A 15,947-nucleotide genomic window follows, 5' to 3' on the forward strand; every position below is an offset into this window, starting at 1 on the left:
CGGATACTACAGAGAATATGGCAGGCAAAACTTAATCTAGATTAAGAGAGCGGCACTCTCATATAAGAAACAGGCAACTATTGCTCACAAAGATAGGATTAGGATAGATTCTAAGAATAGGCTCACCCAATCGGTAAGCCTACTCTCAGTTCTAACTATTTAAGACAATACGCAGAAAAGCTATTTAAACTCGTAGGTATAAGATGCGCCAACACTGTTATTTTCACCGAAATCATCCTCAGCAAAGATAGTGAAGAAGTTGAATGACTGGGCATCACTCAGCTTATAGCTAGCGCCAACGCCCGCCCAATAACCCGAATAGTCATCAGAGCCCATAGAGCCACCGCCAAAACCAATCAGTGACCACTCATCAGTGATCGTTTTTAAGCCAAACGCCCCAATGTAGCCACCGTGTGTTGAACTCGGCATCAATACATAGTCAGAACCAACATTATCATCATCGAACACGGCCACTTCGCCATCATTATAACTGTAACCAGCCATAGGGAAGATTTGCCATCCGAACGGCTCAATGTCGAAATAACTCAGTGGTATAAACGTCCCGATACTGTAGTTGTTCTTATAAGCATCGTTGTCATATTCAGAACGGCTAAAGTTGAAGTTCACGATACCCATAGGCAGCAGCCATGAACCGCCTAATCGCCACTCTTCGCCATCGGCATTGACACGAGCGTTGATCATTCGCGCTTCATCAAGCCCAATAGACCCAGAGAACTGCAAATCTTCGTTATAAGCAACGCCAGCTTTTGTCACGATTTTAGTCGGATCATCAGGGTGCTTCTCTTCAGCCAAAGCACCCATCGATCCGAGCGTTGCCGTAACAACAAGTAATAGATTACGTAATGTCATCAGAAGGTCGCACTAACGCCAACGAAGTGGATACGGCCATCGAACGAACCATCAACCATTAGACGATCCATTTCAACCGAATCCAAGTCAGCGTATTCGTAGAACACGTCGATCAAGATATCATCCCAATACGTTGAAGCACCTACTGAGTAGCGATATTGCTCGCCAACAGGGAGGTCAACCCATTGCATTGACGGATCATCTTGTGGCGAGGTCTCGTAAGAGAAGCCCGCTTTTAAACGCCAGTCTGAGTTAAGTTGGTAATCAGCACCAACCGCAAATTTCCAAACATCATCCCAGTCACGCTTGATTGGAATTCCGCCTACAGGGTCACCACCAACTGATGCACCAAAGTCTAGTACTGTCTCGTCCCACGCGCTCCAACGGTGGAGCTGAACACTTGCCAATAAATCTAACTGAGAGTTCAATGCATAACTCGCACTGACATCGATAATTTCAGGTAAAGCAATATCTGTCGATAACGAATTCAAAGCGTCAGCACCTAACTTACCGTTTACATCATTGTTGAATTCATGCTCGAGTTTAGAACGGTAGCTCGCACCTAATTTGAGTTTATCTGTCGGTGTGTACATTACGCCAAAGTTATAACCGTATGCCCAGTCAGTATCTTGCTTAGCAGTAAGCATTGACGTTGTTTGTTGAAACGCAGCCCAACTGAATTGAACACCCGCGCCCACTGACCACTGGTCATTCAGTTTATAACTCAGTGATGGATTCACTTGCATGGCAGTAAGAGTGATATCTTCCAGCAACAAGCGACCAGCCCATTCACTGCCATAATCTAGGCTTGAGCCACCCACAGCGCCAAGCGCAATACCAAGGTGTAATTTGTCTGTGACTTGATGCGCGTGGAAAGCACCAAATGAAGGCATGACTGAATGAGCTTTACCATCTTGCTTGTCGCCGTTGTCTTGATATTGCATCTCAAGATCAAACGCCATGGTATTGATAGTCGTTTTGCTTTCGCCCATATGTGACATGGTGGCAGGGTTCGTCCACATCGCAGCAGCAGAGCGAGTGTAAACACCATCACCGGCGCCGGTAGTACCAGCATTGGCGACGACAGCTTCTTGTAAAAACAAACCACTTGCGAAAGCATTTAAACTTGTAAAAATTGCGGTGGCAGCTAGCGAGTAAGTAAAAGTTTTGTTCATCAGATTGCTCATTTAGCCTTAGACATTAAATTGCTCTAAGGTTACCGCAAAGCCCCATAAACAAATGGAATATCCGTTATTCCTGTACAAACGCTATTTGAACTTTCTCGCGACGTATGAACGTGGCTTGTCTCGATGAATTTCACGTTGAGCAGCGATTGCTCTATTCTTGCCTAACCCTACCTTTATCTGATACCAGGTCTCGTAAAATACGGCCATGCCAGGGCTTGACCACCAAGTCTTGTTGTAGAGTTTCTTATTAGCAGCGACAACATCTGGCGACCGATTCGCACACTCAAGTGCCAACGCATAAGCTTCAGCGTAAGGATCTTCGGCAATCTTGGTTACCAGCCCATAGTCTTTCGCTGTTTCACAGTCGATCTCTTTAGCGGTCATCGCCATTTCTAAGGTGTGATCTTTACGCATTAACTCTCGAAATGCGATGGCGCCTCCCATGTCAGGAATCAAACCCCATTTGGCTTCCAATATCGAGAAAGTCGCGTCTGGACTGGCCATCCTAAAATCACCACCACTGGCTAATTGAAGGCCGCCTCCCCAACAACGACCATGAATCGCAAAAATGACAGGACATGGGATCTCTCGCCAACCAAGCGAAAAGCGCTGCGCAGCATTGGGTAATGTCGGTAACCATTTGAACAAGAGCTTCATCGCCCCTACTTTACTGTTCAATAACGATTTAACATCTAAACCAGAACAAAAATCTGAACCACTGCCTTTAACAATAACAGCTCGAATATCTCTGTTCTTCTTGAGCTCACTTATCATGTCATTAACGGCTTCAAACATCGCCATATCAATAGCATTGAGCTTATCGGGTCGATTCAACACAACCGTCGCAATTTGGTTTTCATCGATAGAACAAGTAATACGATCGAGGTTTGGCATGGTGGCTACCTTATAAGTGGTCAGACCTTTAGATTATACATTTTATTAACATATACCAAACTTGCACATTAAGAAGCGAGACCTGTGTTGCTTAACGCCGCCCCCTTACACAAACAACATCAATAAAAAAGCAGTGATGGATCGCTCTATTCACTGCTTTTCATTCGTAGCTTTTATTACCAATAGCTTTGATAATCAAGGACTCTCAGTTTTGGTAGAACCTATGTTCTTCGAGATTTCAATAACAAGAAGATGAAGTAGCTACCACCAATAATGGAAACTAACGTCCCTGCCGCAAGCTGCGCCGGAAACACCACCACTTGCCCTAACCAGTCTGCAAATAGCATGATGAGTGCAGCACCAATTAAAAACGACAATATGACCTGCTCTCGAACCAAACGAGCCCCCACAATTGCAGCGATATGCGGAGCTAACAAGCCGACAAACGCAACAGGTCCCATTGTGGTTGTCACGACCGAACATAAGATCGCAACAATACACAACAATGCCACGTAAGCGATATTAATATTCAACCCTCTGGCACTCGCGAACTGCCGTCCAGTCGCAATTAAGGTCACCCAACGACTCAGCAGCAGAGCAACACCAATACAAGCCGTTATCACGACAGCCATTATAGTGGCAGACTCAGGCTCCACACGGTAAGTAGAGCCAGCTAGCCAAGCCAATAATGTGTATTTCCCCTCACCCACTCGTGTTAAAGAGAATTGCACCAAAGCTTCCAATACCGCGGTCAGCGAGATACCTGTCAGAATTAGAATAGACGGAGCAAACTGATGCTTCTTGCCAAGGAACAATAACAAACAGAGTGCAATCGCACTGCCCAGAAACGCAACCCACGGGCTTAGCGAGTGAATCGAATAGCCCATGAATAAGCTACTGAAAATCAACGCCAGAACCGCACCCGCCGACACACCAAGAATATCTGGACTTGCGAGCGGGTTGTAGACCAAATTTTTGGAAAATCACACCCGCCACCGCTAAGCCACCACCAGCGAATATCGCGGTTAACATTCTCGGCCAACGAATAGACCATTCAAATGCGTCTGGGATAACAAAGTAGCCCATATCAGAAGAAGGCTGTGACAATGTACTCAACGCCAGCAATCCGACGATCATCGTGCCCAATAAGAAGTAAGCCAAAGATGAAATAAACTTTGGCCCTTTAAGCATTGAGAAAAACAGCTGATCTTGAGCAGACATTTGCTTGCGAGCAATAATGATCAAAGCTGGAGCACCAATCACCGCAGTTGCCGTTCCTGTTGGAATCATGTCCAAAGACCATTGCGCCAAGAAGATCGCCAAGCTGTCGGTGACACAAAGTAATAGCGCACCTAATACGCAGCTTGCGACGAGTTCAGATTTGGCCTTTAGAAAACCTAGATGCCTAGCGATGTTCGGAGCTATCAAGCCGATAAAGCTGATCACGCCCACCGAGGTAATAGATACTGAAGCCAACCAAACGCCAACCGCCATCAATACAAAGAATGTTGCGCCAATATTGAGCCCGCGCGCCGCAGCCCCTTCAGTGCCGATGGAAAGCAAAGTCAGAACTCGCGGAGCTAAGAAGAATATGGCAAAAATCGGCAACAGCTTAGGCATCAACCAAAGCACTTGTTCCCAGCCATTTTGCCCTAGGTCGCCCGCTCCCCATACAAACAGATTCTGTGCGTACTGGTCGTTGAGTAGAATAATCGCCGTTGCAAATGCCCCTAGCAATAAGTTGACCGCCATACCCGCCAATACAATTGGCAAGCCGCTCATATTTTTGATGCCAACAATGGAAACGATAAGCCCCATCGCAAGCAGCGCACCAATTAGAGCAAACCAAACTGAATACTGAGCGACCAACATCGGCGCAACCACATTCAGAATAACCAGACCAAGCCATGCACCTGACGACGTACCTAAGGTAAGCGGAGACATCATGCGATTCTGTGTCAGTTGTTGAAACAAGCTGCCGATGGTGCCAAGTGTTGCGCCAACCAAGATTGCCATCACCAAGCGAGGTAAGTTGACATAGGCTAACGCCATCAACTCGAATGAATCATCGACCATTAAGTTGAATGTTGCGATATCACTGATCTGTGAGGCTTGCTGAAGCAACTCTCCAATAGGGCCAAATTCCGACTGCCCTAACCATAAATGAACAAGAGCAGCACAAAGCAGCGCAGCCCCCATCATAAAACCACTGGATTTCATTACTGCTCCGCTAACGTCAGCAGCGATTGCGCCATGGCTTCTGCGTTATACAAAATCGACATTGCACCGCCGTAACTCCAACTAGCCGCGACCGGGCTAAATTGACCATTGCGAACGAAAGGCATGCTCTTCCAAACCGGAGAACGGTCTAGCTTGTCTTGATATGGGAAAGGTTCAAAGTAAAGCGCAATACCGTTCTTCACGTTCTTAAGCTCGGTCATGCGTTTTTGACTGATGCCCCACTGACTTGCAGGAAGATCCATCGCATTATCAAAGCCAAGCTGCTCAAGTGCATATTGTGGAATCGAGTTATCGCCGTAAATAAACACAGAAGTTGTACTCGCAAAACGGAAAGAGGTGACTTTCGGCTTGTCGCCCGAATACGCTTTATCTAGTTCAGCTTTTAGAACCGCGATACGCTCATCCATTGCGGCCAGCTTTTGGTTCGCTTGTTCTTCTTTACCAAGCAACTGGCCGATCTTCTTGAAATTCTCAATAGCAGCCGCTGCATTGCTGTGCTGTTCGCTGTACGTTTGGTAGTAAAGCACGGGCGCAATTTCAGAGAGTCGATCCTGAAGATCTTTCTGCGGTGAAGCGATAAGAATCACATCAGGGTTTAGCTTCTTCAAAGCAGAGAAATTAGGCTCAGTTCGAGTGCCAATGTCCGCCACGCCTTCTGGAATCGCAGGTTGAGCAACCCAATCGGTATAACCTGCAATATCAGGTACTGCTACTGGCGTAACACCGAGTTCGATAACTTGTTCTGCAATGTCCCAGTTCAGCGCCGCGACTCTAACCGGTTGAGCTTCAAGGGTTTTAACACCCTCACTGTCTTCAACTTGAAAGTTGGCCATCGCTTGAGCTGATAACAACAAGCTCAATGAGACAATGAACGAACTCACTTTAGGAAAACGAGAAGTAAAATAGTTGGCTTTCATATAATCACTGTCACTTTTTAATTGTTTATTTAACGACAAAAGCAGCCTACACAGGCTGCTTAGATTTATGTATTCAAATGAATTAGAACTCGTAGTTCACGCTGAGCTCTACAGACTGCTCAGCACCGAACCAACAGTTCGATTGGTCGTAGCAGGTGTAGTACTCTTCATTAAACAGGTTATTAACGAGCAAGTTAGCCGTTGCACCTGACAGAGTTTCACTTGCTTCCCCTAGGTCATAACCTACGGATAAATCGACAACCGTATATGATGGTACTTTTCCTTGAGTATTGGTTGCATCCATCTCCATTTCACCCATGTAACGAGCACCTGCACTGAAGCGAGTTCCTGATAAAGCACCACCATAGACATAGTAATTGCTCCATAGATTAGCGGCATGTGTCGGTACATAGATTGGTGTAGTGCCTTCTAGATCTGGGTTCGCATCTTCAGTCACTTCCATGTCGACATACGTATAGCTCGCATTAACATCCCAATCTTCCGTTACAAACCATCTGCCTTCGACTTCGACACCTTGAGAACGCACTTCGCCTAACTGAATCTTAGAGCGATACGTTGGATCCGATGGATCGGCAGCAATTGAATCTTTCTTAGTAATGTAAAAGTATGATGCTGTAAGTTGCTGTGCCATATCAGCAGACAGGTATTTCACACCGAATTCGACTTGCTCACCCAGCTGAGGTTTCAACGAGTTACCGTTAATATCGGTACCAGCAGCTGGTTCAAAACTCGTCGCGTAACTTACAAATGGAGAGATGCCATTATCTAACTCATACAAAGCACCTACGCGGTAAGAGAACTGATTGTGATCCGCTTTTTCTGTGCCATCGCTTGTTGGATAAATGCTCGTTTTTTCGTCACTCGCTCTGAACATGTCGTAACGTCCACCAGCAAGTAAAACCAGCGCGTCGTAGCGAACTTGATCTTGGAAATATAATCCTAACTGCTCGGTAGTAATGTCGTGGGATTCACGGTAATTCTCTTGAAGCTGACTTTTATCCAAAAGGTCGTTATTTGGATTGTATGCGTTGAAATCACCGAAACTACTGTTTGCATCAAACTCTTTGTACAAAGAGTCACCTGTTAGCTTTAGGTAGTCGACACCGAATAGTAAATTGTGCTCTAAGCCACTAATTTCGACGCGGCCTGAAACTTGGTTATCGATAACAAAGCTTTGAGAGTCTTCATCCGTGCTATACACATTTCGAATTAAGCTACCAGTTGCGGCGTTAAAATTCGTACCACGATGGTAGGTGTTTTCTTGATATAGCGACGCATCGGAATAACGAGCGTTCTGAAGGAAAGTCCAGTTGTCATTGATTTGGTGGTTAATTTTGTAACCTAACATCAAGACTTCACGTTCAAAGGTACTCCAGTTCTTGTCGCCCATGGACACAGATGGATCACTTGCCTTCAGCACTTCAAGCGGCATTGCAGAATTAGTACCCATTGACGGGTCATTCTGATAGTAAAGATTGAAGTTAATAAGTGTTCTATCAGATACCTGCCAATCTAGCGATGGAGCAATCACATAACGCTCTTCTTCAGCGTTATCAACTTGGCTCTCTTGTTTACGTGCGAGTGCAACTAAACGATATGAAAAGTCACTGTCACCTAACTGACCTGAAGTATCAATTGACGCTTCCATCAAGTTTCTTGAGCCTGTAGATACACCCACTTTTGTCGACCCGTCTTCTTGCGGTGCCTTCGCGATCATGTTGACCATACCACCCGGCGGCATCGATCCATATAACACAGACGTAGGGCCTTTAAACACTTCAACTTGCTGAGTCGCAATAGGGTCGATCTGAGGTTGCAGGTTCCATCCAGTCAGAAACGGCAGAATCAAGCCATCGTAGTAACTCTGATTGTTACTAAACCCACGAATCGAGAACGTATCGTACATGGTTACTGATGCGCCCTTTTGCTCAGTCACAACACCCGGCGCGTATCTAAGCGCTTGGTTAAGAGACTTTACACCTCGTTGATCTAACTGTTCTTCATCAATGACTGTAATACCTTGAGGTGTTTCTTCTGGCTCAAGTGCCGATTTAGTTGCTGTATTACGATACGCTTTACCCATAACTGTAATAGTTTCTACATTCGAATCTGCCGAAGTAGCGGTATCTTCCGCGAATGCTTGCGCTGAAAACGCAGTCAGCAACGCGACTGCCAATGATGAATACTTAAAACGAGTGTGAGTGGTCATAATTCCCTCGGCACCAATGCTTAATATAAATAATAATAAATATCATTTGCATTGTATGTATCTAGAGGTGGGATAATTAACAATTTGGTGCAAATTCAAAAAGAACTTGACCTATTTTTAGTAGAAAACGGTCAATTGGTGATTAAAAAGACAATTGACCCTATTAATAGGAAGGCTTTGCTAGAAGAGAGTGAGCGGGAATATGACTACGATTTAATAATAGGAACCCAGTACTCCATTTCAGCGTCAGAGGCATGTGCTTGATAGGCAAACGGGTACACTTCAAGCTCATATCCATCGACGCCACGATAACCTGAACTTGGCATCCAATTCAGCACAAACCAACTCAAGGTGTGTCGTAAATTCTCAATTGGACCACAGTGCTTCACTACAGCATAAGTTTGCTTAGGAACCGTCAGTACCTCTAATCTTTCAGAGATAATACTCGGTAATTGCGGGATTGAAATTCCTTCCTGAAGTTCTACCCCTGCCCAATAGTGAATATTCGTCCCGTCAAAGCAAGACTGAGTCAGGTCAACCACGCCAATGAACTGGAGCACGTTGTCGTCAGGGATCTCAACCTCACCTTCTAAACGTGACCATAGCTGAGGGACTTTCTGAGCGAAGTCTTGCGTGAGTGAAAACAAACCACTGATTTCTGATGTCATACCTTTCACTAGGAAAGACTCTCTTTCATCAATGCGCACTTCCACAAAGCTTAACGCCCCTTTTTCAGAAGTACTCGCTGTTTCAGATACTTGTATCGGCTTTCTTAGCCCGACTCTTTTTCCTGCTTTTCTATACTGACTTGGGCTTGCCCCAAACATCTGCTTAAAGGAACGACTAAAGCTAATTTCTGAATTAAATCCGAGTTCAAGTGCGATATCGATCACTCGCGTTTTGCTGTCCAACAGTTCTTCAGCCGCTTGGCTTAGCTTTAGCTCCCTCACGTAGTTTGCCACAGTAAGCCCTGTTTCAGCTTGAAACACTCTTTGCAGCTGCCAGCGAGACCAACAGCTCTGTTTCGCAATATCTTCTAGCGATAGTGCCGAACTAAGGTTCGCATGGATATAAGCTAGAACGCGGCTGATACGGTCAAATGCAGGAGTGTTCATAGTCACGCTTTTATAATCTCGATAGTGGTAACAATTAAGTCGATACAGGAATACTTTTTAACATTTAAAGCGACTTTTATCACTTAATAATGGCCAAGGCGCACTCAATTTATAAATCTTTTAAACCAAGAGTTCTCTGAAGAGATGCACCATTTTGTATGGTTATCGTCAATGAGGTTCGCTATGATAACGCAACTGATTCTCATTTAATGGTTTAAAATGCTTTCCCAGCTGCACAATATTACCACTCGTCGCAGAGCCCCCTCCCTGCACCAGAAAATCTTCGCTTACTCAAAACAAATAACGCCTTATCTAAGCGGAAGTTATGGCTCTCTGAGCAGCAAAAGCATCGCAATGACAAACGATAAAAGCCATATCGAGATCAAACGCGTTTACGATGGCTTAGCGGAAAATCACCCTGAAGCAGGCAAAGCCTATTGGTTAACCCGAACGTGGGATCTGGTTTGCTGGCAACCAATCTACGTGACCTTCATATCTATCTACGGCCTTCACTCACTGCCTGATATTAAGAATATCGGCCAGTTTAGGTACAAAGAATTTGTCACGGGCTACCGTTTCTTTAATGGTGATCATCAACACGGTTCACCAGAAAAACTGATTCCACAAGCAGGCCAAGCTATTCTTGCACTCACAGAGTTTTATCGTAGCCAGATTAGTGAGTGGACACGTATTCGTCCGGGGTTTACCAATCATCTACTTGCTGATCTGTTACTAGGCAGCTTGATAAAACTACAGCAGCACGAGCCGAGCCTAACCAACGATTATATCACTGAACAAGCTAAGCTTTGGTTAGAAGCATGCCAGTTACCTGAAAATCATTTAGACAGCCTTAAAATAGACGCTGATTCGGGGATGCTAAAACTGATCAGAATCAGCTGCTGCTTAGTTTATAAGTGCGACTCTAGAAAGTATTGCGACGATTGCCCAAGACACCCCGACAACAAAAAAACAGCTCAATAACACCCTCTATTTTTAAAAGCTAATAAAGCTCGTTTAATTTCACTGAAGCGCTTTATTGGTCTAGGCACAGGACTGACATGTTTCAGCTTTCAAACATCAAAATTGTTCGTGATGAACGAACCATTCTCTCAATCGAAAACCTCACGATTCCGACCAACGAACTGACCGTCGTTCTTGGCCATAATGGTTCAGGTAAATCTACACTCGTTAATTTACTCTCAGGGCAGATGTCACCAGATCATGGCAGCGTGGAACTAGACGGCGCTTCCCTCTCTTCATTCAAAAGCAAAGACTTAGCCAAGCAGATTGCTTATTTACCGCAAAAGCTCCCAGCCTCTGCTGGCTTAACTGTCGAAGAACTGGTTCGTTTAGGGCGTTTCCCATGGAGAGGCGCACTAGGCCGTTGGAATTCAGAAGATAAGTCGATCATCCAGCAAGCAATGGAAAGAACCGGGGTTACTGAATTCTCACAAGCATTAGCGGATGACTTATCTGGCGGTGAACGTCAACGCGCGTGGGTCTCTATGTTGCTGGCTCAACAGTCTCCAGTATTGATCCTTGATGAACCGACTTCTGCATTGGATGTTCATCACCAATTCCAATTGATGAGTTTATTGTCTGAACTCAACAAAAATGAAGACGTTGGCGTTATCGTGATTCTGCACGACTTAAACCTTGCACTGCGCTACGCGACACACATCGTTGCTCTGAAGAAAGGTCAGATTGCCTTTGAAGGCAGCGCAGATAAGTTACTCGATGAACAGGCTTTGTCTGCACTGTATGAATCCCCTATCCGACTGATCGATCATCCAGTTCCAGCTAAGACAGCAGCAAGCGAAAAGGTCGCCGTTGTTTGTGAATAGTTCGAATATTTAAGTCCAAACTCTAAGCTCTAAGCTCTAAGCTCTAAGCTCTAAGCTCTAAGCTCTAAGCATAAAAAGGCCATTGAAATCGTAGAACTTCAATGGCCTTTTCGTTTCTACTAGCCAGGCAGCTAGCTAATTAACTAAACAACTAACTAAGCTGAGACTCTCTCGCTTCTTGGCTACTAAAACCACGCAAAATGTTAAACAGGGTAATCAATGTGAACAGCATGATGACGAGCGATAAATGCCACGCTTCCCCTAACCCTAACTGAACCAGCCCCATACTCACCATTGAAGAGACCACCATCTGCCCGCCGCCAGACATCGCTGCCGCCGCGCCAGCGTTCTTCTTGTAAGGCAGCATCACTAACGCCTGAGCACAAGGTAACGCAATACCATTACCAAGGATCATCAAGAACTGGCCAAGCATGAGATACAGAGGTTCGAGTGGACAGAAGAACAGCCACAACGCCGCAGCAACATGTAATACAGGTGTGCATAACAGAGTTTTCTTGTTACCCAACATAGGGCGAATACGGTTACATAAGCTTGTTCCACCCAGCATGCCTAATGCTGGAATGACGGCCCACATCGCGTATTCATCTGACGTCATGCCAATCTGGTTTTGCATGATAAACGGCATCACTGATACGGTGGTGATCATCAAGCTAAAGTTAAGCCAACCGATACTCGCAAAGCTCATAAAATAACGAGAAGTGAGTAGCTCTTTATATTGAGAAGCCATTTTCTTCGGTGAAGGGATTGCCGAAACCTGAGTCACGGTTTCCTTAAATTTGAACGCTAATACCACCCAAGCTACAGAGGCATAGCCAAGTAGTGAGATAAACACCATGCTCCAGCCAAAATGGAAGTTAATGAATCCACCGATAACGGGCGCGATCAAAGGTGTTATAGACGCAACCATAGCAATGTAAGACATCGCCAAAGGCAAGTCTGCCCCACTGAATCTGTCTCGCGTGGACGCACGGGCAAGTACCGCGCAACAACCAGTACCTAAACCTTGCAGGAATCGCCCCATCACCATACTGGTAAAGGAGTGGCTGAAAAAGATGATCATCAAGAGGCCTAGCATGGCGATCAACAAGCCGCTTAGCAGTACCTTTTTGCGCCCGAGGGCATCAGAGATAGGGCCATAAATAAACTGGGAAGGACCAAAGCCTAATAAATACACACTCACCAAAAGCTGAGCTTGCTCTAGCGAGACATCAAAGTCTTTGGCGATCCAAGGTAAAGAAGGAAACACCAAGCCCATACTGAGCTGGCCGATACTGATGACCAAACACGCAAGTAAGATCGATTTAAAATCAAATCCACGACTCATCGTTTAATACGTCCATTTGAAAAAAAATCGTGCGTATCTAACTCACAACATAGAAACTGAGAAAATAGCGAAAATGCTGCTGACGAGTTGTTCATAATGCTCCGACGGGATCAAACAGAGAAAGGCACAGTAAACATACGTGAGCTTGTATAATCATACAATAGGCGTTCAATTAAATATGTGAATAGTCACTTTTCAGCAACCTCGGCTTTCCGCCAATCGGTCACAAGCGCTAGACTAACACTAGATGCTCATAATCAAGGGACTTCAATGAACACTCATCACCGTATTTTTTCATGTGCTTTAGCGCTGCTTGCCTCTGGTCATATAACGTCAGCCTTTGCGTGGCAGGCAGAGAAGATCACCGACGGACTCGTGATCCCTTGGGGGCTGGCTTATGTCAACGATAAGTCCATGCTAGTAACAGAAAAATCAGGCGTCATTAAACATGTCGATTTAAAAACAGGCGATCAAAACACACTGTTCAGGCTGCCCAATGTATGGGCGAAAGGCCAAGGTGGATTATTGGATATCGCACTCTCCCCTTTTGAAAACGGAAAGTTCTACGTCACTTACAGTAAAGACGTCGATGGTGAAGGCGTAACGACACTGGCTTCTGCTAATTACAGCAATAATGAAGTTACCAATTGGACAGACGTGTTTGTGTCGAAATCCAGAACGGACACAGGGCGTCACTTTGGTAGCCGAATCACCTTTGATGATAGCCACCTGTATTTTTCAATCGGCGATCGAGGTGATCGAGACAACGGCCAAGACACCATGACTCACGCCGGATCAATATTACGATTGAATGCTGATGGAAGCACACCAAGCGATAACCCATTCACGGATAACAACAAAGTGCTCAATGAAATTTGGAGCTTTGGCCATCGCAATCCACAAGGTCTGTATTACGATTTCCCGACTCAAAAGCTTTGGTCGATTGAACACGGTCCTCGCGGTGGTGATGAAATTGACCTAATAAAAGCAGGTGCCAACTATGGGTGGCCAGTCACCTCACACGGAAAAGAGTATTGGGGCCCTATCAGCGTTGGCGAATCGGAAACCAAAGATGGTATTGAAGCGCCTAAAAAAGTCTATGTTCCTTCAATCGCTCCGGGCAGTTTGATTGTTTACCAAGGAGACAAATACCCAGAGCTGAAAGGCAAACTGCTGGCTGGCGCACTAAAACTTACTCACATCAATATTGTGACAGTCAATGAACAAGGTGAGGCAATCGAGGAAGAACGCATTTTAGAGGACTTGGGCGAAAGGGTAAGAGACATCGAAACTTCACCAAACGGAGACATCTTCTTCAGCACTGATAATGGCAACCTGTACCGCTTGAAAAAGTAGCCGAGACCTCGTTCAAGTAAAGGCATTTACCTTACAACGACATTTATAAATATAAGCCGTTAAAAGTGGGCTCAATGCACAGTTAGCGGCTTTAAATTTGCAAAAATGAATGCGCTAAAACAGTGCATTTACTCCAAATTCGTCATCAATTTCGACCACCTTTTTCACAAAAACTACAACAAATCACCATACAACTGTAACTCCATGATATTTAAGGAATGCAAAGTTTGACTACCCCCAAGTTTCTGCAACCTTTCCCTATGTATTCGATTGACTATCCCCTGATTTGATTTAGACTCGTTCCCGGCTAGAAAGAAAGTTCTTTGTATATAAACATTTCGTTGGATTACTAGTAACCCCGTTGTGTTGTACGCAATAGCAATAAACTTTTCCGCGCTATCAGTGCCACAATTGGCTCAAAATAAAAATTTAATTTTAGGATATCATCATGTCTAACACAGTTACTGGTACAGTAAAATGGTTCAACGAAACTAAAGGCTTCGGCTTCATTCAACAAGAAAACGGTCCAGACGTATTCGCACACTTCTCTGCTATCACTGGCGACGGTTTCAAAACTCTTGCTGAAGGCCAAAAAGTTGAGTTCGTAGTATCTCAAGGTCAAAAAGGCCCTCAAGCTGACAGCATCAAAGTACTTTAATTTAGTATTTTAAAGCTTTCTAAAAATAGCCAGCCTCTGCTGGCTATTTTTTTACCCGCTATTCAGAGATTTAAGGTAATATTCCCCTCTCACTATTTCTACCTAAGACACCCTATCAATGGCTCTTAAACCGACAATCTATAAGTTTCGTATCTCTTTAACCGATATGAATCGCGACTACTACGACTCTTTTAATCTAACGGTTGCACAACACCCTTCTGAAACAGAACAGCGCATGATGGCGCGTATCATTGCTTTCTGTATCAATGCATCTCCTGAACTTGAGTTCACTAAAGGGTTGTCTAGCATTGAAGAACCCGATTTATGGCAGAAGTCGTTAGATGACCAAATCTTAGAGTGGATTGATGTTGGCGAACCCGATCCAGAACGCGTTAAGAAAGCGACTCGCTTATCTAAGTCTGTGAGCGTGTTCAGCTTCAACACTAAATCGAATGTTTGGTGGGAACAAAACAAAGGTAAGTTCGGTTACCTGAAAGCTCAGATCGTTCGCCTAGACAACGATGGTATTGAGCAACTAGCAGCGATGACACAACGTACTATGGACCTTTCAGTCATGCTGTCGGGTAACTCTGCGTTCGTAAACAGCGACACGCAATCTGCAGAAGTAACGTGGGAAGAGCTACAGAGTAATGACTGAGATCCAAACTCAGACTGAACCTCAGCGCCAAACTAAGCTCGAAGCGTGTTTGCAGCTCGCAGGCCTCGATTCAGTAAAAGCGCTCTCAACAGGCTACGAGAAAGAGCTGTCATCATTTATTGATGAAAACCATGCTCTGTTTAAGCACGCTTGCGAGAACAAGCCGGACAACTCTGCACGTCAGACGTTGCTTGGCCTGTTAACCAAGGTACATATCGATGCAAGCTATCGCTTTGAAAGTAATAAAGAAGCGAATGAAGCGATGCAAAATGTATTCGATAATACAATGGGTACTGAGCACAGCGACAAGTTTCAAAACTCTAACGCTCAGCAGTTAAAACTAGTCACGCATTTGTGGTTGTTCATTCAAGGACGACTCGGTATGGATTACAGCCTAGCCAATGATCATGCAGCTGTAGCCGCTACACTGCTGTCTCGCTTATCACGAAGCTCAAACGATGAGATCCGAGTGGAGTTCATGGCGAGTTTTTATGATGGCTTGAACATCTATCAAGCCGAGAACAAACCATCAGGTATTGTTCACCACTTAAAGCGTTTGTTTAACCTTTCTTAAGCACTCCACCAGCGATCGATTCTAGTTACGCTCTATATTTTTATAGAGCGTACTTATT

The 15,947-nt window shown here is 44.9% G+C and carries 13 protein-coding genes and 1 pseudogene; 6 read left to right on the top strand and 8 right to left on the bottom strand.

Going from position 1 to position 15,947, the window contains the following annotated elements; translation table 11 throughout:
* Positions 1–180: 180 nt before the first annotated feature.
* The 7 genes and pseudogenes from OCV19_RS19570 to OCV19_RS19600 form a co-directional block, all read right to left on the bottom strand.
* On the bottom strand, positions 181–870 hold the full coding sequence (locus tag OCV19_RS19570; RefSeq protein ID WP_065676235.1) for a hypothetical protein: 690 nt from the start codon (positions 868–870) through the stop codon (positions 181–183).
* A complete protein-coding gene (locus OCV19_RS19575) occupies positions 870–2,045 on the bottom strand; it encodes an OmpP1/FadL family transporter (RefSeq protein ID WP_065676234.1) in 1,176 nt (391 codons plus the stop codon). The genes OCV19_RS19570 and OCV19_RS19575 overlap by 1 nt, the downstream gene beginning before the upstream one ends.
* Positions 2,046–2,138: 93 nt before the next feature.
* Positions 2,139–2,951, bottom strand: a complete 813-nt coding sequence (locus OCV19_RS19580; protein ID WP_017094755.1) for a crotonase/enoyl-CoA hydratase family protein — start codon at positions 2,949–2,951, stop codon at positions 2,139–2,141.
* Positions 2,952–3,172: 221 nt separating this feature from the next.
* Positions 3,173–5,171 (bottom strand): annotated as a pseudogene (fhuB, locus tag OCV19_RS19585) (Fe(3+)-hydroxamate ABC transporter permease FhuB).
* On the bottom strand, positions 5,171–6,109 hold the full coding sequence (locus OCV19_RS19590; protein ID WP_065676233.1) for an iron-siderophore ABC transporter substrate-binding protein: 939 nt from the start codon (positions 6,107–6,109) through the stop codon (positions 5,171–5,173). Before OCV19_RS19590 ends, fhuB begins: the two are co-directional and overlap by 1 nt.
* Positions 6,110–6,191: 82 nt before the next feature.
* A complete protein-coding gene (locus tag OCV19_RS19595; RefSeq protein WP_065676232.1) occupies positions 6,192–8,339 on the bottom strand; it encodes a TonB-dependent siderophore receptor in 2,148 nt (715 codons plus the stop codon).
* Between the two features lie 206 nt (positions 8,340–8,545).
* Positions 8,546–9,454 carry an AraC family transcriptional regulator gene (locus tag OCV19_RS19600; protein ID WP_065676231.1) on the bottom strand — a complete coding sequence of 303 codons (909 nt, stop codon included), beginning with the start codon at positions 9,452–9,454 and terminating at the stop codon, positions 8,546–8,548.
* A 219-nt stretch (positions 9,455–9,673) separates the two neighbouring features.
* Here OCV19_RS19600 and OCV19_RS19605 point away from each other — a divergent pair, with 219 nt between their 5' ends.
* Both OCV19_RS19605 and OCV19_RS19610 read left to right on the top strand, forming a co-directional pair.
* Positions 9,674–10,435 (top strand): siderophore ferric iron reductase, encoded by a 762-nt coding sequence (locus OCV19_RS19605; RefSeq protein WP_065676230.1) that lies wholly within the window; start codon positions 9,674–9,676, stop codon positions 10,433–10,435.
* A gap of 77 nt (positions 10,436–10,512) precedes the next feature.
* Positions 10,513–11,298, top strand: coding sequence for an ABC transporter ATP-binding protein (locus OCV19_RS19610; protein WP_065676229.1), 786 nt, complete (start codon positions 10,513–10,515; stop codon positions 11,296–11,298).
* A 151-nt stretch (positions 11,299–11,449) separates the two neighbouring features.
* On the opposite strand, the gene OCV19_RS19615 is transcribed toward OCV19_RS19610, so the two are convergent.
* The gene (locus tag OCV19_RS19615; protein ID WP_065676228.1) at positions 11,450–12,643 is read right to left on the bottom strand and encodes a multidrug effflux MFS transporter; all 1,194 of its coding nucleotides are present in this window, start codon (positions 12,641–12,643) and stop codon (positions 11,450–11,452) included.
* A gap of 270 nt (positions 12,644–12,913) precedes the next feature.
* Between OCV19_RS19615 and OCV19_RS19620 the strand changes: the two genes are divergently transcribed.
* The 4 genes from OCV19_RS19620 (at position 12,914) to OCV19_RS19635 (ending at position 15,889) form a co-directional block, all read left to right on the top strand.
* Positions 12,914–13,999 carry a PQQ-dependent sugar dehydrogenase gene (locus OCV19_RS19620; protein WP_065676227.1) on the top strand — a complete coding sequence of 362 codons (1,086 nt, stop codon included), beginning with the start codon at positions 12,914–12,916 and terminating at the stop codon, positions 13,997–13,999.
* Positions 14,000–14,447: 448 nt separating this feature from the next.
* Complete coding sequence (locus OCV19_RS19625) at positions 14,448–14,657, top strand: cold-shock protein (RefSeq protein WP_010430417.1); 210 nt, start codon at positions 14,448–14,450, stop codon at positions 14,655–14,657.
* A gap of 118 nt (positions 14,658–14,775) precedes the next feature.
* The gene (locus OCV19_RS19630) at positions 14,776–15,315 is read left to right on the top strand and encodes a YaeQ family protein (RefSeq protein WP_004731545.1); all 540 of its coding nucleotides are present in this window, start codon (positions 14,776–14,778) and stop codon (positions 15,313–15,315) included.
* Positions 15,308–15,889 (top strand): hypothetical protein, encoded by a 582-nt coding sequence (locus tag OCV19_RS19635; RefSeq protein WP_065676226.1) that lies wholly within the window; start codon positions 15,308–15,310, stop codon positions 15,887–15,889. The genes OCV19_RS19630 and OCV19_RS19635 overlap by 8 nt, the downstream gene beginning before the upstream one ends.
* The last annotated feature ends 58 nt before the right edge of the window (positions 15,890–15,947 follow it).

Source organism: Vibrio celticus, assembly GCF_024347335.1.
Classification (GTDB): Bacteria; Pseudomonadota; Gammaproteobacteria; order Enterobacterales; family Vibrionaceae; genus Vibrio; species Vibrio celticus.

What these genes read in the sequence shown, in the direction of transcription:
- OCV19_RS19570 (WP_065676235.1), bottom strand. Translation starts at nt 870, where the DNA reads ATGACATTACGTAATCTATTACTTGTTGTTACGGCAACGCTCGGATCG.
- OCV19_RS19575 (WP_065676234.1), bottom strand. Translation starts at nt 2,045, where the DNA reads ATGAACAAAACTTTTACTTACTCGCTAGCTGCCACCGCAATTTTTACA.
- OCV19_RS19580 (WP_017094755.1), bottom strand. Translation starts at nt 2,951, where the DNA reads ATGCCAAACCTCGATCGTATTACTTGTTCTATCGATGAAAACCAAATT.
- OCV19_RS19590 (WP_065676233.1), bottom strand. Translation starts at nt 6,109, where the DNA reads ATGAAAGCCAACTATTTTACTTCTCGTTTTCCTAAAGTGAGTTCGTTC.
- OCV19_RS19595 (WP_065676232.1), bottom strand. Translation starts at nt 8,339, where the DNA reads ATGACCACTCACACTCGTTTTAAGTATTCATCATTGGCAGTCGCGTTG.
- OCV19_RS19600 (WP_065676231.1), bottom strand. Translation starts at nt 9,454, where the DNA reads ATGAACACTCCTGCATTTGACCGTATCAGCCGCGTTCTAGCTTATATC.
- OCV19_RS19605 (WP_065676230.1), top strand. Translation starts at nt 9,674, where the DNA reads ATGCTTTCCCAGCTGCACAATATTACCACTCGTCGCAGAGCCCCCTCC.
- OCV19_RS19610 (WP_065676229.1), top strand. Translation starts at nt 10,513, where the DNA reads ATGTTTCAGCTTTCAAACATCAAAATTGTTCGTGATGAACGAACCATT.
- OCV19_RS19615 (WP_065676228.1), bottom strand. Translation starts at nt 12,643, where the DNA reads ATGAGTCGTGGATTTGATTTTAAATCGATCTTACTTGCGTGTTTGGTC.
- OCV19_RS19620 (WP_065676227.1), top strand. Translation starts at nt 12,914, where the DNA reads ATGAACACTCATCACCGTATTTTTTCATGTGCTTTAGCGCTGCTTGCC.
- OCV19_RS19625 (WP_010430417.1), top strand. Translation starts at nt 14,448, where the DNA reads ATGTCTAACACAGTTACTGGTACAGTAAAATGGTTCAACGAAACTAAA.
- OCV19_RS19630 (WP_004731545.1), top strand. Translation starts at nt 14,776, where the DNA reads ATGGCTCTTAAACCGACAATCTATAAGTTTCGTATCTCTTTAACCGAT.
- OCV19_RS19635 (WP_065676226.1), top strand. Translation starts at nt 15,308, where the DNA reads ATGACTGAGATCCAAACTCAGACTGAACCTCAGCGCCAAACTAAGCTC.